Below are 23,748 nucleotides of genomic sequence, written 5' to 3'. Positions count from 1 at the left end.
TTCCTCCCTTTATAATTAAATGTTAGTTATTATAAAAAATAAAAACCTTAACTTAGCCTGAGGGGCGAGAATATCTCGCGGTACCACCCTCATTCGCTGCTCCCTCACGAAAACAGCCTCGGTAAGTTAAGGTCTAACTTCACAAAATAACGAAATGTGTTCCGTTCTTCCTACTAATAGTTCAGAAGAATGTCTCCAAGGCGAGTCGGAAAGATTTCAACACCTGTTTGCACCAACCACAGGCTCTCTTTAGAAGAAGGTTCTTTCTTGCTCCTTTTCACAGACAATTAATATTTTTTAAATTTTTTTTAATATACTACATTCATTTCAGAAAAGCAATAACCTATTTTTTTAAAAATTCTTAAATATAGATTAACAGATTCTAATATCGATGTAAAGATATGCAATTCCTATCACAATATGAGTCTTTCTTTATTTACAAAGCGGTGGAATATAATGTATATTCTAATTATTATGAAAATTATTACGATATTCTTTTAAAAAGAAGGGAGGTGCGATGAAAACGAACAGCAGACGTACATATTATGGGTGGCATATCGTGATCGCTGCATCAGTAATCGTTCTGCTGACGATGGACTTTGAATGGAGAAAATAACAAAAATAGTTTTGTCATTTTTTAGCTGCTTAGTTGATAAGTATAATATAGTGTTTTCTAAAAATTAAAAAAGATGAGTGGGGGAGAAAAATGAATACGGTTACAAGAGAATTTTCAATGACGATTAATGGAAAAGGCGTTACATCAGAAAAGACGATAAAGGTACTAAATCCGGCAACAGAAGAAGTAGTTGCACAAGTTCCAGACGCCACCCAAGAAGACTTAAATAATGCTGTAAGAGCTGCTCGTGAAGCTTTCCCAAAATGGGCAGCACTTTCTGTAGATGAACGAGCAGCAAAATTAGAAGAGTTTGCTGATGCATTCAGCAAGAGAAGTGAAGAAATAGGAAATCTCTTTACATTAGAAATGGGAAGACCTTTACAAGGTGCTATTGGTGAGGTTATTGGAGCTGCCAAGACTTGTAAAGCGTTAGCACAGAAACGTCTGCCGCGTGAAATCCTTGAGGATAAGGAGCATCACTTTGTCGAAAAAGTACACACACCACTTGGTGTTGCGGGATTAATCGTACCGTGGAATTTCCCGGTAACGCTTGCTATATGGAAAATTACTCCTGCTTTACTTACAGGGAATCCAGTAGTAATTAAGCCGGCTCCAACCACACCAATTACTGCGTTATTGCTTGGTGAAATTGCAAGAGATATTTTCCCGCCAGGTGTGCTGAATGTCGTTTCTGGAGGTAATGAACTGGGACAGTGGATGACCGAACATCCAGATATAAATAAGATTAGCTTCACAGGTTCAACGGCTACAGGTAAAAAAGTAATGAAGAGTGCTTCAGGTACTTTAAAGCGCGTCACATTAGAGCTTGGTGGAAACGATGCTGCAATCGTACTGGAGGATGCAAATCCGAAGGAAATTGTGGAACCGATCTTTTGGGCGGCTTTCCGTAATACCGCTCAAGTTTGTATTGCAACAAAACGACTATTCGTTCATGAAAAAATCTATGATGAATTTTTAAAAGAATTGGTACAGTTTGCGAAAACGGTGAAGGTCGGCAATGGATTAGATCCAGCATCACAGATTGGACCGCTTCAAAATAAAATGCAATTTGAAAAAGTAAAAGATTTGATTGAGGATACCAAAAAGTCTGGATTCAATATCGTATGCGGCGGTGAGATTGAAGAAGGTAACGGCTACTTTATACCGGTTACAATTGTAGACAATCCGCCTGAAGATTCTAGGGTTGTGGTAGAAGAAGCGTTCGGACCAGTATTGCCAGTATTAAAATACAGTGATTATGAAGAAGTGATTGCGAGAGCCAATAATACAGAATATGGACTTGGCGGCTCCGTATGGGGAAATGATTTAGACCGTGCTCGCTCTATTGCAGAGAGGCTTGATACAGGAACAGTCTGGATTAATGAAGCACAAGTGCTTTCGCCGCACTTCCCGTTTGGCGGACATAAACAGTCTGGTATTGGGGTGGAACATTCACTTGATGGAATTGCGGAGTATACAAATACGAAGACCATTATGGTTAAGAAAAAATAAGTTTAACGTCCATTAATCCTGTTTTTTTCTAGGAGGATGAACCCCATCCTCCTAGATTCATTTGAAGTAAACCAATTTTGAAGGAGTGGGAGATATGACAAAAGCCTATCTAAGTGAAGAACATGAAATTTTCCGAAAATCATTTCAGAAATTCCTTGAACAAAATGCTGTTCCTTATTATGAGGAGTGGGAAAAGGCAAAACAAGTTCCGAAATCATTTTGGAAGAAAGCTGGGGAACAAGGTTTTTTATGCCCATGGGTAGATGAGAAATATGGTGGTTTTAATGCAGACTTTGGATATTCTGTAGTGATGTCGGAAGAAATCGAAAAAATTGGAAGCGGCCTCGGGGGAATCGGTTTACATAATGACATTGTTATTCCATATATTGATGAATTTGGGTCAGAAGAACAAAAGGCAAAGTGGCTGCCGAAAGCCATCAGTGGAGAGATGATCTCTGCCATTGCGATGACAGAGCCTGGGACTGGTTCAGATTTAGCGGCGGTGAAAACAACCGCACAAAAAAAGGGTGACCACTATGTTATAAACGGTGAAAAAACATTTATTACAAACGGATATTCAGCTAACTTTGTTGTGGTTGTCTGCGTCACAGATCCAAACGCTAAGCCTCGTCATAAGGGAATCAGCCTTATTGTGGTAGAGGAAGGAACGCCAGGATTTAGGAAGGGGAAAAAGCTGCGTAAAGTAGGACAGCATGCTAATGACACGGCCGAGTTGATTTTTGAAGATGCCGTTGTTCCACAGGAGAATTTAATTGGTCAAGAAGGAAAAGGCTTTTATTATTTAATGCAAAAGCTGCAGCAAGAGCGTCTGGTTGTGGCGATCAATGCGATTGCGAGTGCGAAAAAAATGCTTGAGCTTACGCTCGATTATATTAAGCAAAGAACTGCTTTTGGCAAACCGATCAGCAAATTTCAGAATACTCAATTTAAAATAGCTGAGATGGCTACGCAAATTAAAATTGGTGAAACCTTTGTTGATCAATTAATTACCGATCATATGGCGAAAAAGAATGTCGTCAATGAAGTGTCAATGGCGAAGTGGTGGACAACCGATATGCTTCAAACTGTCGCTACAGAATGTATGCAGCTTCATGGTGGATACGGATATATGGAAGAATATGAGATTGCTAGAAGATATCGTGATGTTGCTGTCTTCTCGATCTATGCAGGTACAAATGAGATTATGAAGCAAATTATCGCTAAAAATTTATCTCTATAAACTTTTTTCATAAGTGGGGATTTAGGAACAGGATGCACTGTTCTTAATGTACCCTTGGCTGCATGGTGATACTTACATGATAAGGAGTTGCAAGAAATGAATTTATTTGATGGACTAGAAAGAAATGCCCGGAACAACCCCGGGAAAACGGCTATTATTTTTAAAGATAAAGAATATACCTACGGTGAATATAATCAACAAGTCAACTCTATTGCACATGCATTGATCAAGTTTGGGATCAAGAAAGGGGACAAGGTCTCTCTCATGATGAAGAACTCTGATCAGTTTGCATTTGTATATTTTGCTATTTTAAAGGCTGGAGGCGTAGCGGTTCCGATTAATTTCCGGCTGACCTCACATGAAGCAAGATATATCATTGATGATTCCGATTCGGTCTTGATCTTCGCTGATGAAGATTTAGCTGACATCGTTTCGGGAGCAGCAGGTGGTAACGAGAAAATACAGCTTCAGGTCATTGTCGGTTGTATAAAGAAAGACAATCAAGTCTTACTATCAGAATTTAAAAGTTCCTCTATTGACAACCCAAATGCAGGTGTCGTGGAAACAGATGATGCAGAAATTCTATATACTTCCGGGACAACTGGTTTGCCAAAAGGCGTTGTTCTCGATCACCACCGTATCTTGCATGTAGGCTTTAGTGCAATGGTTCGCTATAAAATGGATCAACATGACAATTTATTTCATATCGCCCCTTTATTTCACTCAGCGCAATTAAATATCTACTTGAATACGGCAACTTTCTTAGGATGCACGCAAATCATTCACCAAGAATTTAATGCTGAGCAGACTCTAAGAGAAATTGAAAAGTATAAAATTACCTTGTTCTTTGGGGTTCCAACCATGTATAACTATTTGCTGCAAGTTCAAGATTGGGAAAAATATGATTTATCGAGTATAAGGTTATGCGGGTACGGTGCAGCACCGATGCCGGTAGCGTTACTGCAGCAAGTAATGAAAATGTTCAAAACGGACCAGTTTTGGAATATGTGCGGATTAACAGAAGGTGGTCCAGGGGGCATATCTCTTTCACCTGAAGACCATAAGACAAAGCTTGGTGCATCAGGAAGGCCAAATAATTTCTTTGATGCGAGAGTGGTAGATGAAAATGGTGAGGATGTTAAACCCGGAGAAGTTGGAGAGTTGATCATCAAGGGTGAAAGTATGATGAAGGAGTACTACAAAAAACCAGAAGAAACGAAAAAAGCACTCCGCGATGGCTGGCTTCATACGGGTGATTTAGCACAAATCGATGAAGAGGGTTTCATGACACTTGTTGACAGGAAGAAGGATATGATTATTTCGGGCGGGGAAAATGTCTATTCAAATGAAGTTGAACATACGCTTTATAAGCATCCGGACATCCTTGAAGCCGCTGTAATTGGTGTACCGCACGAAGTATGGGGGGAGACAGTCGCTGCTATTATCGTTCCAAAAGATGGTAAGAAAATTGATCATGAAGAACTTCAGCATTTTTGCCGGCAACAACTTGCAGGCTATAAAATTCCTCGCGTGATCTATGAAATCGACGAATTACCTCGTAATGCATCAGGTAAGGTTTTGAAATATCAACTAAGACAGCAATATCAAGAAATGGCTGTTAATTAATAGAAAAAAATGAGATATAGAAGGGAAGGGGAGTTAATGATGAATTCAAAAACAGAAGGTGAAGTGATTTGGGCTCCATCTCAGTCTGACATCGAGAATACGATTCTCTATCGCTATATGAATTGGCTTAAAGAAACAAAAGGTTTAACATTTACAGATTACAATGAGTTGTGGAAATGGTCAGTTAATGAATTAGAAGAGTTTTGGGCAACTGTGTGGGATTTTTGTGAGGTAAAGGCTTTTCGAAAGTATGATCAGGTGTTAGAAAGCAGACAAATGCCTGGTGCTAAATGGTTTACAGGATCTAGGCTTAATTATGCAGAGAATATTCTTAAGAATAACCAAGGTGACAAAACCGCGATCTATTTTCGTTCTGAAAAAATCAGACGGAAAGAGATCAGCTGGAATGAGTTAGAAAAGAAGGTAGCTGCACTAGCACGTTCTTTAAAAGAGCTGGGTGTCAAGCCGGGAGATCGTGTTGCTTCTTATATGCCGAATATTCCGGAAACGGTTATTGCTTTTTTGGCATCCGCGAGCATCGGTGCCATTTGGTCCAGCTGTTCACCTGACTTCGGTGCAAGAAGTGTAGTAGACCGCTTTAAGCAGATTGACCCTGTCGTATTATTCGCTGTTGATGGCTATCACTATAATGGCAAGACATTTGATAAAAGTGAAGTTGTTGCACAGCTGCAAAAAGACCTGCGAGGTACGCTGAAACATACCATCCTCGTAAACTATGTTGAAAAAGATGAACTTGATGTGAAGCTTGACCATGTTCATTCATGGGATGAATTAGTGGCTCAAGAGGCAGAGTTGTCTTTTGAGAGCCTTCCGTTCGATCATCCGTTATGGATTGTCTATTCATCGGGCACAACCGGCATGCCGAAACCAATTGTTCATGGACATGGCGGGATGTTAGTCGAACATTTAAAAACGATGAAACTCCATAAAAACTCAACACCAGATCAAATCACCTTTCAGTTTACTACGACTGGCTGGGTAATGTGGAATTTATTAGTAGGAAGCTTGATTACAGGTTCTTCAATCGTTTTATATGATGGCAGTCCCGGTTACCCCGACATGGAAGTGCTTTGGGATTTAGTAGAGGACGTAGGAATTACGGATTTCGGGACAAGCGCCCCTTTCCTGATCAATTCTTTAAAAGCTGGAGTAAAGCCAAAGGAAAAATATGATTTATCGACGTTAAGAGGAATTGGTTCAACTGGTGCTCCGTTAACAGAGGACGGATTCCGCTGGGTCTATGAAAATATAAAAGAGGATCTTTGGCTCAGCTCTTCCAGCGGTGGTACTGATGTATGTACTGGGTTTGTGGGAGGAGTTCCGTTTTTTCCAGTAAGAATAGGTGAAATTCAAGGAAGGATGCTTGGTGTTCATGCTGAGGCTTTTGATGAACAAGGCAATTCTCTAGTTAATGAAGTAGGAGAGCTCGTTATTACCAAACCGATGCCGTCCATGCCGTTATACTTTTGGAATGACCATGAAAATAAACGATATTTTAATAGTTATTACGACACGTACCCAAATGTTTGGAAGCATGGAGATTGGATTAGAATCAGTGAAAACGGCAGCTGTGTCATTTACGGAAGATCTGACTCTACTATCAACAGATCTGGTGTGCGAATGGGTACGAGCGACATTTATCGCATTGTTGAAGGAATCGAAGATGTTATGGAAGGTCTGGTCATTGACCTTGAAGTGCTTGGCCGTGAAACATCTCTCATCTTATTCGTCGTTCTAAAGGATGGAATTACATTAAATGACGAGTTGGAAAAATCGATAAGAGAGAAAATCAGAGCAGAAATTTCACCTCGTTTCATGCCTGATAAAATCTATCAAGTAAATGATATACCTAAGACGCTCAACGGAAAGAAAATGGAGGTTCCGATTCGTAAATTACTGCTTGGATTTGAGATGGAAAAAGTCATTAATCCTGATTCAATGAGTAATCCTGAATCACTTCCATTCTTTGTGGAACTCGCAAACAAAATGAATGAAAAGAACAGGGAAAAACTATTTTAAACGTTATAAAAGAGATAAAGTCATGATGATTTTGTCTCTTTTTTTAACTGCGTTTCTTTTAAGATCCCCCTCATTAGCATAGAATTTACCATTCTCTGCCACAAAGTGTATAATGTACCTTAAAGATTAGCTTAGGGGGCAGCTTATGTTGGCACAATTAGAAAAGGTTGTTAGGTATGAGGAAGAAATTAACAAGTATTCCAACAGCTAAAATTATCCCAATTTTAAAGACAGCAGCTATTGCCCTTTTAGGGGTAAGTTTGGCTTTGCTCACTCATCTGCCTATTCCGTGGCTTCTGGGACCGCTGTTAGCAGTTTTAGTTGGGGGTAGATTTGTTCATGATTTATATTGGCCGAGGATATTACGTGATATTGCGATTATTGTTGTAGGATACTCGATAGGTTTGTCTTTCACGAAAGATGCGCTTATTTTAATTCTGCAGCAGCTGCCATTAATCTTTTTGATGACGATTTTGATTATTGCTTTTTGTTTTGCACTAGCTTGGGTTGTTTCAAAAATATCGGGCATTGACTATCCTACTATACTGATAGGCAGTATTCCCGGCGGTCTCTCGCAAATGGTACTGTTAGCGGAGGAGATAAAAGGAATCAATGTGTCTGTTGTAACCTTTCTTCAAGTATCGAGGTTAATGATGATCATCCTGTTTGTCCCAATGCTTGTTTTTTCACCAATTATAGGGGTAGAGCAGGGCGGTGATTCGCCAATCCACTCTCCGACAGTTAAAGTTGTTGACCTGTTTCCGGATTTACTATTTTTTATTCCTGTTATTGCAGCTGCTATCCATCTTTTCAAAAAATGGAAGCTACCAACTCCGTTCCTAGTGGGCCCTATTTTTGCTGCTGCTTTCTTGGGTTTAGTCGGTTATCAAGGACCTCCGCTTCCTTCGTTGATATTAGATACCTCACAATTTATGCTTGGTACATATATTGGATTATTAATTAAACCTGATAAAATTGATAAAAAACTCGAAATGACTGGATTGGCCTTTATGAGCGGTTTGTTTCTACTGCTTGGTTCCTTTGCGCTAAGCTGGATTCTCGCACATGGAAAGGAGTTATCTGCTGCGACCAGTCTTTTAAGCCTAGCACCAGGCGGGATGGACCAAATGGGGATTATTGCTGCCGAGATACATGCAGATCTTTCAATAGTGGCTGGTTTTCAGCTGTTTAGATTGTTCTTTATCTTTTTTGTAGTTCCTCCCTTTTTAAGAGTATTTATTGGCTATTTAGTAAACAGACAAACTGTAGAATCCAAAAGAAGTTCTAGCTAGAGTGAATAGATAAGAGGCTTTGAAAGGATGACTTTCAAAGCCATGAACTTAGATCAAACCTAGATATTTTGGAGAAGAATACACTCTTCTATCTTTAAATATTTTAATAAGACTAACTCTGACGGGCATCAAGATCGTCATTTAAGAGATAGAAGGATGAAAAACTTATATAATTTTCAGAAAATTTAAAAAACATGATTGAAAACGCTTTACTAAGTTGATATAATAGATATCAAACAAACGTTAGAACAGAATAAATCAAATTATTTCGTTATAGAATCATACAGCTTTGACTAATCAAAATGGTACTCCCACTGACAATGGTGATGGGAAGGAGAACTTATTTTGGGAAAAAATGCTAGGAAAGCATCGAAGAGATCAAGTGAAAGATATATGAAAATTATTGATGCTGCTGCAAAAATTTTTCGTGAAAAAGGCTACAAGGAGGCGACATTGGAAGATATTGCTTCTGAGGTAGGAATCCTTAAGGGAAGTCTCTATTATTATATCGATAAAAAAGAAGATCTATTATTTGCTGTAGTGGAGAGACCACTAACAGAGATGACACTGAACTTAAAGAACATTGTCAAGTCTAAAGATTCCCCTTCACGCAAACTTGAAAAGGCGTTATTAAACCATATGAATGGTTTTAAACGCTATCAAAGTGAGTTATTTGTGTGGATCTCAATTGAATGGTTCAAATCTGAATTTGGCGATGAAATAGCAGCACTCGGTGATGAGATAGATCAGCTTTTCCGTAACATTATCATTGAAGGAATCGAAAAGAACGAGTTCCGTAAGGATTTAGATCCAAAACTGATGACATTTGCCATATTTGGAGTTTACAATTATATGCAAAGATGGTATACCCCAAATGAAGGTTATAATTTTGATGAGATTTCAAAACATTTTAATGCTTTTGTCATGCAGGGAGTATTACTATGATCTTCAAATGAAAAATAACGAAGTATTTAGCGATGTTCGAAAAATGGTTAAGCAGGGATTGACAAAGTGCTGCTTAATCATTTTTTATGCCTAAATTCTCACTAATCTAGTGAGAAGGCAGGAGATTATTTATTTTTGTCAAATATTAAATTTAAGTTCAAATTACTGTGAAAGCAAGATTTTTAATTGAAAAAGAGGTGATAAAATGGTTACGAAAATGGATCAACGAAAAGTCAAAACAAGAGCTCGTTTCAGGAAAGCCCTTTTATATCTGCTTCGCGATTACAGATTTGAAGATATCACTTTAACGGAAATATCAAAGTATGCAGAAGTCAACCGCGTCACTTTTTATGGACATTATCATGATAAATATGAATTATTGGATGACGTTATCAATGATACATTAGAGGGATTTCGTGAAAGTGTTCTGAAAAGGGCATTTTCAGATTCTGCGAAAGATCATTCCGAACAGCCTCCTGTTATGATGGTAATGTTAACTTATATTCAAGAACATTCGTTATTCTTTGAAACGATGTTAAGTGAAAGAAGAGTGCCAGGATTTATTCCTCTTTTCATTAATACAATAGAAGAGATCTATCAACATATCATTCTTTCTTGCGGTGCTGACGTTGATTTAACACTATATCGAAAGTATATTACTTCAGCAACCTTAGGGATGATTTCTTACTGGATCAAAAGTGGAATGATAGACTCGCCTGATTATATAGCAAACCAAGTTAAGATCGTGTTGAATGAAAATCCTCAACGTTTATTTACCCTAAAAGGGACCGAAGAGAAGTTAAGTGTATGTAGTAAAGAAGACCGCAGGGTGCAGCGAACGAAACAAAATTTAAAAGATGCTCTACTTTCGTTAATACAACAGAAAGGCTTTGAATCAATAACAATCACTGATATATGTAGAACAGGAAATTATAATCGTGCAACATTCTATGCACATTATAAAAGCAAGCAAGATTTAGCTGCCGAAATGATAGATGAAAAGATATTGCATTTAATTCAATCCATGGAAATGAAAATACCATTGGAAGGAAAGAAAATACAAGACTCAATTCAGCCAATATTTAATTATGTAGAAGATCAAGCGTTCTTCTTTAAAGTGATGTTTTCAGGTAGAACAGTACCAGGCTTTTTAGCACAGCTAAGAGGCCAGCTGAGAGTTTATTTTTATAAAAAGGTGGAGTTATTGGTTCCAGAGTTTGAATCTTATACAGTAAATCGGGATGTCTATGTTGAATATATAACGTTTGAGATGATCGGGATGATTTCATATTGGGTAAGAAGTGGCATGGTCCATAACTCCGAGTATATGGCCAAGCAAATGGCGCTGATCCTAAGTGAACGTTCAGGGGATCGGGGCTTTCTTTAAATACTATTCTTGATATTTTTAAATTGGTGTTAAAAAATTGAATTAATTACGCATGTTTTTTTACAAAACACTATATAAATGTATAGTAACGAACATTCTATAAAATATTGTTAGTTGTATGTTGTTAACATGCAATTTATAATTGTTATATAGTGAATATTCTGTAAAATTGAAATAATTAAAATAAATATGGTTCTTCAGTTTTCTGTTAATCATGTGGTGTTACCTTAGTACTATTGAATCTCTAATTGATTTTAAGAATCAATGAGTCTACGAGATAGTAATAGTATACTAACAGAAATCCTCTTTGTTATACATATTTGCAAAAATGTGATACTGACTAGAATCATTACTTTCAATCGGAGGAGTATTCAACTTCACTAATTACTTTTTTTGATCATGAAATGGAGGAGAATTGATATGAATTTCGAAGCAATTAAATTTGAAAAAAGAGGCAATATCGCCATTATTACATTTAATAGACCAGAAGCTATGAACTCAGTAAATAGCCAGCTATGGCTTGAAACAGGAACAGCTTTGAAAGAGTTCGACCAGGATCCAGATCTTTGGGTAGCTGTACTAACTGGTGCAGGAGAAAAAGCGTTTTCTGCAGGTGCAGATTTAAAAGAAATCGCTGCTGGCGGAATCAAAACAACAGATGAGATGAAAGAATGGGGCTTTGCAGGGATTGTTCGAAATAATGTCGCAAAACCAGTTATCGCAGCTGTTAATGGATTTGCACTTGGTGGAGGATCAGAAATTGCATTAGCATGTGACTTAATCGTTGCCTCAGAAAGAGCTTCATTTGGTCTGCCTGAAGTAAAACGCGGCCTGATTGCTGCTGCTGGAGGGTTATTGCGTCTTCCAAGACAAATTCCTCAGAAAGTTGCAATGCGAGCTATTCTTACGGGTAATCCTATTACTGCTGCAGAAGCTAAACAATGGGGTCTTGTTAATGAAGTTGTTCCACATGAAGAAGTACTTGAAGCAGCTATTAAACTAGCAGAAGAAATCTGTGAAAATGCACCGCTAGCTGTAAAAGCCAGCAAGGAAATCGTTTATCGCGGACTTGATTCAACGATCAGCTTTCCACCAGAAGCTTGGAACTTCAACGACCAGCTTACTGCTGAAGTATTTAGCAGTGATGATGCGAAAGAAGGTCCTACGGCATTTGCTCAAAAACGCAAGCCAAATTGGACTGGGAAGTAAATCAAGTATCATCCAGCTAATGTGAAAAATTGATTCCAAAAGCAATGAACTACTATACGGTTGTTTTTGGAATCTTCTCCTTCAAAGTTATCCTCATGTTAATCATGAGAGTAGACTTAATCTGTTAATGTAAGCGCTTTAAATTCATAGATTAATAGTTTAAAACTGAACCAGCTTAACTAAAGGAGGGATAAAAGTGAATATTGCTCAACTGTTACTTAATTCTGCTCAAGATCGTCCAAAACATCCAGTAATTGTCTTTAAGGATGAAATGATCACCTATCAAGAACTGTCTCAAAAAGTGAAACAAAAAGCTGTGGGGTTTAGACAATATGGAATTCAAAACAATTCTCATGTTGGTTTGATGGTCGCGAATAAACCAGAGTATATTATTTCTTACTTTGCTTTATTGTCAGTAGGTGCAACTGTCATTCCAATCAATCCAACTTATAAGGAGAAGGAAATCACTTATATCCTCAATGATTCAGAAGCAGAAGCGGTAATCGTTGACGAAGTTGGATTAATTGAAATTCAAAAGGCTCAGAGTAATTTATCAAGCGTTAAAACCATCTTCTCGCTAAAGCCTGCGGATTCTTGCGTTACTTGGGGAGAAGTCGATGGAGAAGCAGCGGATTACTTCATTGTTCCTAAAAAGGAAGAAGATCATGCACAAATTATCTATACCTCGGGTACAACGGGTAAGCCAAAGGGTGCTCTCATCACGCATGGAAATATGGAATGGATGACAAAAACTGCCGCTGGCCTCCTAGAAATGACAAGTGAAGATCGTGTTCTTGTTGTTCTGCCGCTATTCCATGCCTATGCAAAAATTCAAGGCTTGTTAAACAGTGTTTACACAGGTTCTACTATCTATTTAGAGGAACGCTTTATTCCAAACGTTATATTAGAAAAAATTGCTAATGAGAAAATAACCATTTTCCTTGGAGTTCCAACGATGTATACGATGTTTGTAAATCTTCCTCAAATTAATGAATTGGATTTTACTCAATTAAGAGTTGCTGGCTGCGGAGGAGCTTCCTTGCCGGTTGAAATTCTCGAAAAAGTCAATAAAACCATGGGTGTGGATATCGGGGAAGGATATGGACAAACAGAAAGCACTGTCATGATCAGCTGTTTCCCTCCGGGTGTAGAAAAAGTACACGGATCGGTAGGACTCCCGCTTCCAGGATTAGATTTAAAAATTGTTGACCCAAATGATAGAGAAGTTCCTGTGGGCGAGGTAGGCGAAATTATCTTCAAAGGGCCAAACGCAATGAAAGGCTACTATAAAAAGGAAGAAGAAACGAAAAGTACAATTAAGGATGGCTGGGTGTACACGGGTGACCTCGGAAGACAGGATGAAAGAGGACTTCTCTATATTGTTGACCGTAAAAAAGATATGATCATCCGTGGAGGCTATAATGTGTATCCTCGTGAAGTAGAAGAGGTGTTATATGGCCACCCAGACATTGTGGAATGTGCTGTCCTCGGTGAAGCGGATCAGACATTCGGAGAGGAAATCGCTGCATATGTAGTGGTAAAGCAAGTAACGACTGCAGAAGAAATCATTGCTTATTGCAAAGAAAATTTAGCACACTATAAAGTTCCAAGAAAGATTTATTTCTTAGATGAACTGCCAAAAAATGCAACTGGAAAGATTTTAAAAGCACCGCTTAAAAATAAGTAAAATTTTTTGAATATTAATAAAATTACAAATGAAGGAGATAAACTTATGTCAAAACCATATCTTACTGAGGAACATGAAATTTTCAGAAAAGCTTTTCGTAAATTCCTAGAGATTGAAGCTTATCCATATTTTGAGGAATGGGAAGAAGCAAAACAAGTACCGAAATCATTCTGGAAAAAAGCGGGGGAACAAGGATTCTTATGTCCGTGGGTTGATGAAAAGTATGGCGGCTCAAATGCCGACTTCGGCTATTCTGTTGTTATTACAGAAGAACTTGATAAAGTGGGTGCAGGTGCTGGAGGTATGGGACTACACAATGACATTGTTATTCCATATATCGATGAGTTCGCTTCAGAAGAGCAAAAACAAAGATGGCTCCCAAAAGCAGTCAGCGGCGAGATGATTTCTGCGATTGCGATGACAGAACCTGGAACTGGTTCTGACTTGGCAGGAGTAAAAACAACTGCACGTAAAGACGGAGATAGCTATGTAATTAATGGAGAGAAGACGTTCATTACGAATGGTTACTCAGCTAACTTTGTCATTGTGGTTTGTGTAACGGACCCAAATGCAGTCCCGAAACATAAGGGAATCAGTTTAATTGTGGTTGAAGAAGGTACCCCTGGGTTTAGGAAAGGAAAAAAACTTCGTAAAATGGGGCAGCATTCTAACGATACAGCTGAATTGATTTTTGAAGATGCGATCGTGCCGAAAGAAAATTTAATTGGAGAAGAAGGAAAAGGCTTCTATTATTTGATGCAGAAGCTTCAGCAAGAACGTTTGATGCTTGCAATCGGCAGTATTACAGCATGTAAGCATATGCTTGATATCACCATTGATTACGTCAAACAGCGTACAGCTTTTGGGCAGCCAATCAGTAAATTCCAAAATACACAATTTAAAATTGCTGAAATGGCTACAAAAATTAAAATTGGGGAAACGTTTGTTGATCGGTTGATTACTGGACATATGGCGAAGGAAAATGTTGTAAATGAAGTGTCCATGGCAAAGTGGTGGCTTACAGATTTAGCAAAAAGTGTTGCTAATGACTGTATGCAGCTTCATGGCGGCTTCGGCTATATGGAAGAATATGAGATTGCAAGAAGATACCGTGATGTGGCAGTAGGTTCAATTTATGCTGGTACAAATGAAATCATGAAAACGATTATCGCAAAAAATATGGGTTTATAAAAATTTAGGAGTTAGTTTGAGTTAGGTTTTCTCGAACTAGCTCCTAATTACCACTGTAATGTGTGAGAGTGAATGGAGGAAGTTTATATGAATTTAATAGAATCGTTAGAAAGAAATGCCCGCAATAATTCAAAAAAGACAGCGATTATATTTGAAGATAAAGTGCATTCATTTAAAGAATATAATGAAGAAGTAAATCGTATTGCTAATGCTCTAGTTGCATATGGCGTCAAAAAGGGTGACAAAATTGCGTTAATGATGAAAAACTCTGACCAATTTGCTTTTGTTTATTATGCCATTTTAAAAGCAGGTGGAGTGGCCGTGCCAGTCAATTTTCGCTTAACTCCTAAGGAAGCAAGTTTCATTCTTAATAATTCTGATTCGATGATTGTGTTTGCGGATGAGGACCTAGCGGCTACTGTGCAAAAAGCGGCAGATGGGAATGAAAAAGTACAGCTTCAAGTAGTAATAGGTTCAAAGAAGATGGAAAATCAGATGCTCATATCTGAATTTCGAAGTTCAAATGTAGAGAACCCAGACGTAGAAGTATTAGAAGAAGATGATGCAGAGATCCTCTATACTTCTGGAACAACAGGGTTACCAAAAGGTGTCGTTCTGGACCACCACCGCGTTCTTCATGTAGCTCTAGGCACAATCATTATGTTCAAAATGGGGCCAGAAGATAATCTTCTGCATTTAGCTCCATTATTCCATTGTGCCCAATTGAATCTTTTCCTAGTTACGGGCACAATGCTCGGGTGTAAAAATATCATACGACAGGAATTTAATCCTGTTCAAACGTTAAAGGATATTGACCAACATAAAATAAGTTTATTCTTTGGTGTTCCGACAATGTATAACTTCCTGCTGCAGGTTCCGAATCGCGAACAGTATGATTTAACTAGTGTGACACGCTGTGGATACGGTGCTGCCCCGATGCCTGTTGCTTTATTAAAGCAGGCAATGGAAATGTTCAGCACAGACCAATTCTTTAACATGTGCGGTCAAACAGAAGGTGGACCTGGAGGAGTATTCCTTACCCCAGAAGAGCATAAACACAAACTCGGAGCATCAGGGCGGGCAAGCCATGGAACAGATGCAAGAATTGTAGATGAAAATGGAGAAGACGTGAAGCCGGGTGAAGTCGGAGAGTTTATTATTCGGGCTGAGTCCGTAATGAAGGGTTACTACAAAAACCCTGAAGAAACGAAAAAGACGCTAAAAAATGGCTGGCTTCATACAGGAGACCTAGCGACGATTGATGAAGAAGGTTTTATTACTCTAGTTGACCGGAAAAAAGATATGATTATTTCTGGTGGAGAAAATGTCTATTCCACAGAAGTTGAACATGTTTTATATAAACACTCTGATATTTTAGAAGCGGCTGTAATTGGTGTTCCTCATGAAGTATGGGGTGAGACTGTAGCTGCAGTTGTTGTCCCTAAGGTAGGGAAGAAATTAAATCATGATGAGCTTCAGCAATTCTGCCGTGAAGAGCTTGCTGGATATAAAGTACCAAGAGTCTTTTATGAGATCGACGAACTGCCGAGAAATACTTCAGGAAAAATATTAAAGTATCAGCTCAGAGAGCGCTTTCGTGAAAAGACAGTTAACTAATTCCCAGGGATATCTCTGGGTTTTTTTACCAAATGTGTCTAAATAAAGTGAATTTTTTGTAGAAAATTCGTTTTGCCAATATAATAAAACATTTGAATTGTCAAAAAATTCGTGTTATAATCAAAAAAAGGTTAAGGAGTTGATTTCCAATGGAAAAGGATTTGATCAAATCAGCGAAGAAATTGAGCGAAGAAGAGTTGGCATTAATGGCTGAGAAGGTATTAAACAAGTCCCTGCTTGAATATCAAAAAGAAAAGTTGCGAAAGGAAATCGACAAATCCTTACAAGAGAGGAATAAGGAAGAGTTCCTTCGTCTAACTGGGGAGTTAAAACGCATTTCTTGTTTCTAACGTTTAATTTATTAAAAAGTTCAAATTATGTAATGGTAAGGCAGTCTGATCCGGTTTGGATACAGGCTGTCTTATTTGTTTACTAATGGAAGGCACCCCGTGGTTGTTAAATTCATTGCATTCTTCCTATTTGGGCATAGTAAGGTTGAGGTGATGAAATTGCGTTCGATAATTAGCTTAGTTATGGTCCTTTCCATTATTAGTATTCCTCACACTATTCATGCGCAATCTGAAAACGAGATTGAGATTTTTGACATTCAGAAAGGGAAAGTAATCCAATCTGTCCCTTCAAATTTGGAGATTGAAAAACAAGTTGAACTTTTATTGAATTCCATTACTGATATTTATCGGGCATTTGAACCTATTCCACATAAAGGATATATGGTTAAAATTCCTTTAGATAAGGCAATACCACTTAAAAATGATTACTTTGATGATCTCGTTAATGAAGTTATTCTGATTTTCCCGGAATATGAAAACCCACATATGATGGTCGTGAACGATGAAAACAGACCTTATTTTTTCAGTTTTACTAAATCGGTTGATCAGATACTTACAATGCTTGATTTTAATCCTGCCCCTCTTAGCAAGAGTGGAACGTAAATTTGCTAAAAACAGGCACCCCAGCCTAATGCTGAGGTGCCTTTACTCACTTTGCTAGTTTTGTGGTTTATCCACCATTTTTAATAAATAAGCTGCAAATGCTTCAGATATTTCTTCACCTGACAGTTGGCCTTCAGGCTTATACCATTGCTGTATCCAGTTTAATGCTCCAAGAATAATCATGCGGATCATTTTGGTATCAACTTTATCGAATTCATCTTTCTCGATTCCTTCAACCAGAATCTGATCGAAACACTTATCATATTGAGATCTTAACTCAAGTATTTCAGGTAAATAATCATCTAAAAAATTTTGGTTAGGTTTGTCCATTACCATAAACATCGATTTTTCGCTTGTTGCAAATTTAATATGTGCTTTGATCGCTTTTTCAAGCTTTTCGGTTGGACTCTGATCACTATCAATAATATCTTGAATGGTTTGAATGCTGATATCCATTACCATTTTATTACAATGGAAAAGCAGATCATCTTTATTCTTAAAATAGTAATACATTGATCCTTTTGTCATTAAAAGTTTTGCGGCTACCTCCTCCATGGTTGTTCCATGATATCCTTTTTCAGCGAAAACGGTAGCTGCTGAACGTAATATTTCCGCCTTTTTCTTTGCAATTTTTTGTTCACGAAGAGATGACAATATCCTTCCTCCTAATAAGAGTACTCTTTCGATCAGAGTTCTCGGCTAATTTTATTTTATAATAACATTTTGCAAGTTAAAAGAAGCTGCAAAAGTCCTAATTAAAAAGTAAATAGACTAAAATTGAATGTTGTTATTTTATTTAAAACTATTATGGCATACTTCTTCAATATTTGTGCATATAAATATAAGAGTTTGGCTATTTTCCAAAAAAAGATGAGAATAAAGGTTATCTATGGGGGTTTTACTAATCTATTAAATAGGAATGTTTAATTGAATTTGCGTTTGAAAAATAAATCCTTTGTAAAATAGTCAGATAATTGATATTATTAAGAAAACGATTACATTCTATTTATTATTATTCAAGGAGATGAAGGATATGTCAATGCCATTAGAAGGAATTCGTGTTTTAGATTTAACAAGACTTTTACCAGGACCCTACTGCACAATGATGCTCGCTGATTTTGGAGCAGATGTAATTAAAGTAGAAGATACCAACCAAGGTGATTATACACGCTTGGGTGAGCCGAGTGTAGCTGGAATGAGTGCTATGTTCCATTCTCTAAACCGAAACAAACGCAGTGTTAGTCTAGACCTTAAATCAGAGGAACAAAAGGAAGTGTTTATTGATTTAGTCAAAACAGCAGATGTACTAATTGAATCTTTCAGACCAGGAGTCATGGATCGTCTAGGTGTAGGTTATGAGGAATTAAAAAAGCATAATCCAAAATTAATTTATTGCGCAATTACAGGTTATGGGCAAACGGGCCCTTATGTAGATAAGCCTGGACATGATACAAACTACCTTAGCTATGCTGGTTTATTAGGATTACAAGGTGAGCAAAATGGCAAGCCCATCAACTCTTCTGTACAAATCGCTGATCTTGGCGGCGGAGCATTAATGGGTACAATTGGCGTCCTAGTAGCCATCATTGAAGCCAAAAACTCAGGTAAAGGTCAATTTGTTGACATTTCAATGCTAGATGGAGCTGTTTCTTGGTTGCAAACAATTCTGCCAGCGTACTTAGCTACAAACGAGCTGCCGAAAAGGGGTGGAATGGTTCTAAATGGAAAACTAGCATGCTATGAAAATTATGAAACAAAGGATAATCGATATATCTCTGTCGGAGCATTAGAGTTTAAATTCTGGAAAGATTTCTGTAAAGTGATTGGCCGTACAGACTTAATTGAAAAGCTGGGTGCTCCAGACGAAGAGCAGCTGAAGATGAAAGAAGAGATCCAAGCAATCATTTCAACGAAAACTAGAGATGAATGGATCAAGTTATTTGATGAAGTGGATACTTGCGTAGCGCCAATCTTAACCGTTGAAGAAATGGTGAATGACCCGCAAATCAAGCATCGTCAAATGATTGAGGAAGTTACTCAGCCTGGCGTTGGTGTGGTTAAACAGATTGCTAATCCTATTAAGCTATCAAGAACTCAAGCGAAAACAGTTCGAAAAGCTCCAGGTCATGGTGAGCATAATGAAGAAATTCTACAGGAATTAGGGCATGTGCTAAAACCATCCGAACGTTAATAACCAATAAAAGGATGCAGTTCAGTTTGCATCCTTCTATTTCTAGATTACAAAGAAATGAATTAAATATCGTGATGACAAAGTGAAATTTAGAATTGTACCAATTATTGATAGGGAGGATGAATATTAATGAAGGCATGGTTAGTAAAAGAAATAGGAGAACCAGTTGACGTATTAAAAATCGATGAAGTAGAGAATCCGGTTCGTCAAGAAGATGAAGTTTTAATTAGAGTAGAGGCTACTGCCCTCAACTTTTTTGATATATTAATTTGTCAAGGGAAATATCAAGAAAAACCGCCGCTTCCTTTTACATTTGGTTCAGAAATCTCAGGAGTAGTTGTTGAAGCAAGTGCTGCCAGCGGCTTTAAGGAAGGGCAGCGTGTAATGGCTTCGCCAAAAACTCCAAAAGGCGGGCTTGCTCAGTACGTATCGGTACATCAAACTGCAGTCTATCCGATCCCAGATTCAATGCCATGGAGTGAAGCAGCAGGAATGACTATTACATATCGTACGTCATACTATGCTTTATATAAAAGAGCTCAATTACAAGCGGGAGAAGTTCTGCTTGTTCATGCTGGAGCAGGCGGAGTGGGATCATCTGCCATTCAATTAGGTAAGGCGATTGGAGCTAAAGTAATTGCAACAGCAGGGGGAGCTGAAAAGGTACAGGTTTGTAAAGATTTAGGAGCAGACGTGGTTGTTGACTATTTAACAGAGGACTTTGTTGAAGTGGTTAAGAGAGTGACAGACGGAAAAGGTGCTGATGTGATTTATGATCCAGTCGGCGGGGATATCTTCGATCGATCTCGTAAATGTATTGCATTTGACGGCAGAATTTTGGTAATTGGTTTTGCAGGTGGAACAATCCCATCCGTCGCAATTAACCACATACTTATCAAGAATTATTCTGTTGTAGGTGTTCACTACGGCTACTATGCTAAACTGTTCCCGGAAAATGTTATTAAAGAACATAATGAAATCATGAAGTTATATGAAGAAGGAAAAATTAAACCGCTTATTTACAAAGAATACCCTTTTGAGCAGGTACCGGAAGCTCTTACGTTATTAGGAACAAGAAAAACATGGGGCAAAGTAGTCGTTAAAATCAATTCTTAAAGATTAGCTTGATAGAATGATAGCCGAGGTGGAGAAAAATATGAAATTATTTAGTCTTGAAAATAGAGTTGCAGTTGTTACTGGCGGAAACAGAGGTTTAGGAAGAAGTATGGCGCTTGGCTTGGCAGAAGCAGGGGCAGACGTAGTAATCGTCGGCCGCGATATAGAAAAGAATAATGCGGTAGTAGCAGAAATACAAGGGCTTGGTAGAAGAGCAGCTAGCTTTTCTACCGATCTTCGAAATACGTCGGATATTAAAATTCTAATGGACGAAGTGGTCAGCCAATTTGGTCAACTTGATATTTTAGTAAATAATGCCGGCGTATCTCATACAGGCGCTGCGTTAGATGTTGATGAGGAATCATGGGATAAAGTTATGGATTTAAATGTAAAGTCCCTGTTTTTCTGCTGTCAGGCTGCTGGAAGAATTATGAAAGAACAAGGTTACGGAAAAATCATTAATTTAGCATCTGTAGCAGGAGCTGTAGGGGACCTCGGGATCTCCGCTTATACAGCAAGCAAAGCGGCTGTTATTAATCTAACAAGGTCGTTAGCATTGGAATGGGCGAGGTATGGGATTCAGGTTAATGGAATTGGACCTGCTTATATTGAAACGGACTTGAACCGAAATGAGTTAAGCAATCAGAAGGTCAGGGACAAAATTGTTGGCAAAACACCAATGCGCAGATTAGGAGAACCGCAAGAAGTTGCAGGAGCCGTCGTTTTTCTAGCATCAGAGGCTAGCAGCTACATGACTGGACAAACGGTTTTTGTAGATGGAGGATGGTTAGCTCAGTAAGAAGCACAAGTACATCCTGTTAGTTATCCATTAGAAAAAAGGATGTGACTTACATTAGGAATATTAAGGAGTGATTGGGATGTTGAACTTTTCCGAAAGTGCAGAGCAGAAGAGAATGATTGAGTTGGCTACAGAAATTATGGAAGAGCATGTCTTTCCGAATGAAAAATACATGGTACCACATCGTGGACTTCCTTCTGAAATACTAAAGCCATTACAGCAAATCGTAAAAGAAAAGGGTCTTTGGGCTGGTCATCTTCCTAAGGAAGTTGGCGGCATGGGACAAGGCTTCGTTTCCCTTGGTTTGCTGTCAGAAGTTATTGGTCAAAGCCCAATCGGTCCATACGTATTTGGATCCATGGCTCCGGATGCCGGGAATGGTGAGATCCTTTGGCATGCCGCAACAGAGGAACAAAAGGAAAAATACTTGATACCATTGGCCAATGGCGACGTTCGTTCTTGCTTTGGGATGACTGAACCAGAAGTATCTGGGTCAGATCCGACAACACTTCAAGGAACAGCTGTAAAGGATGGCGATGAGTGGGTTATCAATGCTCATAAATGGTTTACAACGGGAGCAGTTGGATCTGCTTTTTGCATTGCGATGGTTGTCACAGATCCTGATGCAAATCCACACAACCGGACAAGTCTATTTATTGTGGACACAAACAACCCTGGATTTGAAGTTGTTCGTGAAGTTCCGGTTTTAGGTGATCATTATGTTGGCGGGCATTGTGAAGTTCGCTTTAATAATTGCCGAGTCCCAGCGGAAGCCATGCTTGGAAACAGAGGAGAAGGATTTAAGCTTGCTCAACTGCGCTTAGGACCAGGAAGAATTACACATGCAATGCGCTGGCTTGGTGTAGCGAGACGTTCCATGAACGAGATGATGAAGTATGCGCTAAACCAGAAGGATGGCGACAAAACATTAGCGGACTCACAAACAGTGCAAAACTTTATCGCAGATTCAGAAGCTGAAATTCAAGCTTCAAGACTATTAACCTTACAGGCGGCTTGGAAAATGGATCAGGGAGATCAAGCACGGAAAGAGGTTTCTCTTATTAAGCTTTACGGAGCACAGGTCTTAAATAACGTTGTGGACAGAGCGATCCAAGTACTTGGTACATATGGCTTAACGCCAAATACCCCGCTTGAAGGTCTATATCGTGAAGCAAGAGCAGCCCGAATCTATGATGGCGCAGATGAGGTGCATCGTATGGTAGTGGCAAGGCAGCTCCTAAAGGAGTTTAAAGCAAAGGAGGGCCTAAATGAGCAAGCAGCCGTCACAAAATAAAGCTCTTCAGAATGATGTGAACTGGGAAAACGTTGCAGATTACTTGCGCAGTCAAAATCTTGTGGTATCAAATGAACCTCTTGAGGTGGATCAATTTTCGGCAGGGTATTCCAATTTAACCTATTTTATTAGAGTAGGAGAGTGGCAAGCCGTTTTAAGAAGACCGCCTTTTGGTCCGCTCCCGCCAAAAGCTCATGATATGAAAAGGGAATATGTTGTTCTGAAAAAATTAAACAGCGTATTTCCGCTGGCACCAAAGCCATATTTATTTTGTGAAGATACTAAGGTTATGGAACGGCATTTCTATGTAATGGAAAAAAAGGATGGAGTTGTAATTGATGACTCTATTCCAAAGCAATTTGAGGACATTTCGCAAGCACCACAATTGATTTCTAATGCCGTAATGGAAACCCTGACAGCGCTTCATAGTTTGGATTATAAAGACGCCGGTCTCGAAAATTTTGGCTATCCAGATGGCTATTTAAGCCGCCAAGTCCATGGCTGGATTAAGCGTTATAGTAACTGTAAAACAGATGAGTTTACGGGTGTTGAAGCGCTTGAAAAGTGGCTTGTAGATCATATTCCAGCATCCCCAGCTCCAACCATCGTTCACAATGATTTTAAGCTGAATAATATGATGTTCGCAGCTGATAACCCAAGTAAAGTCATTGGTTTGTTCGACTGGGAGCTTAGTACAATAGGAGATCCGCTAACAGATTTAGCGGCGGCGCTAGCTTATTGGGCTGAAGAAGGTGAACCTTATACAGGCTTAACATCAGTAACGGCAAAGCCTGGTTTTGCTTCGAGAAGGGAAATGCTTGAACTATACGCTAAGAAAAGCGGCAGGGATGTCAGCAACATTGATTACTACCTCACTTTTGCTTTTTATAAAGTTGCTGTTGTTCTGCAGCAGTTATATTACCGCTGGAAAATTGGTGAAGCTAAAGATGTACGATTCCAATCATTAATTATTGGTATTGAGAATTTACTGAAAATGGCAGCGAAAGCGCAAAGAAAAGAGCTATTAAAATAA

Annotated in this window: 19 protein-coding genes and 1 other annotated feature; of the genes, 18 read left to right on the top strand and 1 reads right to left on the bottom strand. The window is 38.6% G+C overall.

Features of this window, described 5'->3' with window-relative positions; all coding sequences use genetic code 11:
- Positions 1-57: 57 nt before the first annotated feature.
- Positions 58-290: a binding site (T-box leader), on the bottom strand.
- A gap of 416 nt (positions 291-706) precedes the next feature.
- From CZ487_RS16910 to CZ487_RS16850, 13 genes are all read left to right on the top strand, one after another.
- Positions 707-2,128 (top strand): aldehyde dehydrogenase family protein, encoded by a 1,422-nt coding sequence (locus tag CZ487_RS16910; protein ID WP_077213446.1) that lies wholly within the window; start codon positions 707-709, stop codon positions 2,126-2,128.
- Positions 2,129-2,222: 94 nt separating this feature from the next.
- A complete protein-coding gene (locus tag CZ487_RS16905; RefSeq protein ID WP_077213445.1) occupies positions 2,223-3,368 on the top strand; it encodes an acyl-CoA dehydrogenase family protein in 1,146 nt (381 codons plus the stop codon).
- Between the two features lie 96 nt (positions 3,369-3,464).
- On the top strand, positions 3,465-4,994 hold the full coding sequence (locus tag CZ487_RS16900; RefSeq protein WP_077213444.1) for a class I adenylate-forming enzyme family protein: 1,530 nt from the start codon (positions 3,465-3,467) through the stop codon (positions 4,992-4,994).
- Between the two features lie 39 nt (positions 4,995-5,033).
- Positions 5,034-7,034 (top strand): acetoacetate--CoA ligase, encoded by a 2,001-nt coding sequence (locus tag CZ487_RS16895; RefSeq protein WP_139339650.1) that lies wholly within the window; start codon positions 5,034-5,036, stop codon positions 7,032-7,034.
- Between the two features lie 176 nt (positions 7,035-7,210).
- Positions 7,211-8,326, top strand: coding sequence for an AbrB family transcriptional regulator (locus tag CZ487_RS16890; protein ID WP_077215362.1), 1,116 nt, complete (start codon positions 7,211-7,213; stop codon positions 8,324-8,326).
- Between the two features lie 345 nt (positions 8,327-8,671).
- Positions 8,672-9,271 carry a TetR/AcrR family transcriptional regulator gene (locus CZ487_RS16885; RefSeq protein WP_077213442.1) on the top strand — a complete coding sequence of 200 codons (600 nt, stop codon included), beginning with the start codon at positions 8,672-8,674 and terminating at the stop codon, positions 9,269-9,271.
- A 205-nt stretch (positions 9,272-9,476) separates the two neighbouring features.
- Positions 9,477-10,658, top strand: coding sequence for a TetR/AcrR family transcriptional regulator (locus CZ487_RS16880; RefSeq protein WP_077213441.1), 1,182 nt, complete (start codon positions 9,477-9,479; stop codon positions 10,656-10,658).
- A gap of 420 nt (positions 10,659-11,078) precedes the next feature.
- Entirely contained in the window at positions 11,079-11,867 is a 789-nt protein-coding gene (locus tag CZ487_RS16875; protein WP_139339586.1) for a crotonase/enoyl-CoA hydratase family protein, read from the top strand.
- Positions 11,868-12,063: 196 nt separating this feature from the next.
- A complete protein-coding gene (locus tag CZ487_RS16870; RefSeq protein WP_077213439.1) occupies positions 12,064-13,554 on the top strand; it encodes a class I adenylate-forming enzyme family protein in 1,491 nt (496 codons plus the stop codon).
- Between the two features lie 45 nt (positions 13,555-13,599).
- Positions 13,600-14,745, top strand: a complete 1,146-nt coding sequence (locus tag CZ487_RS16865) for an acyl-CoA dehydrogenase family protein (protein ID WP_077213438.1) — start codon at positions 13,600-13,602, stop codon at positions 14,743-14,745.
- Between the two features lie 72 nt (positions 14,746-14,817).
- A complete protein-coding gene (locus tag CZ487_RS16860) occupies positions 14,818-16,362 on the top strand; it encodes a class I adenylate-forming enzyme family protein (protein ID WP_272914208.1) in 1,545 nt (514 codons plus the stop codon).
- 149 nt (positions 16,363-16,511) lie between these two features.
- Positions 16,512-16,712 carry an IDEAL domain-containing protein gene (locus CZ487_RS16855; protein ID WP_077213436.1) on the top strand — a complete coding sequence of 67 codons (201 nt, stop codon included), beginning with the start codon at positions 16,512-16,514 and terminating at the stop codon, positions 16,710-16,712.
- Positions 16,713-16,811: 99 nt separating this feature from the next.
- Entirely contained in the window at positions 16,812-17,315 is a 504-nt protein-coding gene (locus tag CZ487_RS16850; RefSeq protein WP_077213435.1) for a hypothetical protein, read from the top strand.
- Between the two features lie 54 nt (positions 17,316-17,369).
- Here the strand turns inward: CZ487_RS16850 and CZ487_RS16845 are convergent, their stop codons facing one another.
- Positions 17,370-17,969: a TetR/AcrR family transcriptional regulator gene (locus CZ487_RS16845; RefSeq protein WP_077213434.1), complete on the bottom strand. Its 600-nt coding sequence runs from the start codon at positions 17,967-17,969 to the stop codon at positions 17,370-17,372.
- Between the two features lie 379 nt (positions 17,970-18,348).
- On the opposite strand from CZ487_RS16845, the gene CZ487_RS16840 reads away from it, so the two are divergent.
- The 5 genes from CZ487_RS16840 (at position 18,349) to CZ487_RS16820 (ending at position 23,748) form a co-directional block, all read left to right on the top strand.
- A complete protein-coding gene (locus tag CZ487_RS16840; protein ID WP_077213433.1) occupies positions 18,349-19,506 on the top strand; it encodes a CaiB/BaiF CoA transferase family protein in 1,158 nt (385 codons plus the stop codon).
- A gap of 129 nt (positions 19,507-19,635) precedes the next feature.
- Positions 19,636-20,622, top strand: a complete 987-nt coding sequence (locus CZ487_RS16835) for an NADPH:quinone oxidoreductase family protein (protein WP_077213432.1) — start codon at positions 19,636-19,638, stop codon at positions 20,620-20,622.
- Positions 20,623-20,662: 40 nt separating this feature from the next.
- A complete protein-coding gene (locus tag CZ487_RS16830; RefSeq protein ID WP_077213431.1) occupies positions 20,663-21,421 on the top strand; it encodes an SDR family NAD(P)-dependent oxidoreductase in 759 nt (252 codons plus the stop codon).
- A 79-nt stretch (positions 21,422-21,500) separates the two neighbouring features.
- On the top strand, positions 21,501-22,715 hold the full coding sequence (locus CZ487_RS16825; RefSeq protein WP_077213430.1) for an acyl-CoA dehydrogenase family protein: 1,215 nt from the start codon (positions 21,501-21,503) through the stop codon (positions 22,713-22,715).
- Entirely contained in the window at positions 22,690-23,748 is a 1,059-nt protein-coding gene (locus CZ487_RS16820) for a phosphotransferase family protein (RefSeq protein ID WP_077213429.1), read from the top strand. The genes CZ487_RS16825 and CZ487_RS16820 overlap by 26 nt, the downstream gene beginning before the upstream one ends.

This window comes from Robertmurraya dakarensis, from assembly GCF_900156875.1.
GTDB lineage: Bacteria > Bacillota > Bacilli > Bacillales > Cytobacillaceae > Robertmurraya > Robertmurraya dakarensis.
The sequence above is the reverse complement of the archived record's forward strand: the minus strand, read 5'-3'. Positions and strand labels throughout refer to the sequence as shown.

Coding starts and splice junctions, on each gene's coding strand:
- CZ487_RS16830 (WP_077213431.1), top strand. CDS start 20,663: ATGAAATTATTTAGTCTTGAAAATAGAGTTGCAGTTGTTACTGGCGGA.
- CZ487_RS16855 (WP_077213436.1), top strand. CDS start 16,512: ATGGAAAAGGATTTGATCAAATCAGCGAAGAAATTGAGCGAAGAAGAG.
- CZ487_RS16860 (WP_272914208.1), top strand. CDS start 14,818: ATGGAGGAAGTTTATATGAATTTAATAGAATCGTTAGAAAGAAATGCC.
- CZ487_RS16880 (WP_077213441.1), top strand. CDS start 9,477: ATGGTTACGAAAATGGATCAACGAAAAGTCAAAACAAGAGCTCGTTTC.
- CZ487_RS16895 (WP_139339650.1), top strand. CDS start 5,034: ATGAATTCAAAAACAGAAGGTGAAGTGATTTGGGCTCCATCTCAGTCT.
- CZ487_RS16825 (WP_077213430.1), top strand. CDS start 21,501: ATGTTGAACTTTTCCGAAAGTGCAGAGCAGAAGAGAATGATTGAGTTG.
- CZ487_RS16840 (WP_077213433.1), top strand. CDS start 18,349: ATGTCAATGCCATTAGAAGGAATTCGTGTTTTAGATTTAACAAGACTT.
- CZ487_RS16820 (WP_077213429.1), top strand. CDS start 22,690: ATGAGCAAGCAGCCGTCACAAAATAAAGCTCTTCAGAATGATGTGAAC.
- CZ487_RS16890 (WP_077215362.1), top strand. CDS start 7,211: ATGAGGAAGAAATTAACAAGTATTCCAACAGCTAAAATTATCCCAATT.
- CZ487_RS16910 (WP_077213446.1), top strand. CDS start 707: ATGAATACGGTTACAAGAGAATTTTCAATGACGATTAATGGAAAAGGC.
- CZ487_RS16865 (WP_077213438.1), top strand. CDS start 13,600: ATGTCAAAACCATATCTTACTGAGGAACATGAAATTTTCAGAAAAGCT.
- CZ487_RS16905 (WP_077213445.1), top strand. CDS start 2,223: ATGACAAAAGCCTATCTAAGTGAAGAACATGAAATTTTCCGAAAATCA.
- CZ487_RS16875 (WP_139339586.1), top strand. CDS start 11,079: ATGAATTTCGAAGCAATTAAATTTGAAAAAAGAGGCAATATCGCCATT.
- CZ487_RS16900 (WP_077213444.1), top strand. CDS start 3,465: ATGAATTTATTTGATGGACTAGAAAGAAATGCCCGGAACAACCCCGGG.
- CZ487_RS16835 (WP_077213432.1), top strand. CDS start 19,636: ATGAAGGCATGGTTAGTAAAAGAAATAGGAGAACCAGTTGACGTATTA.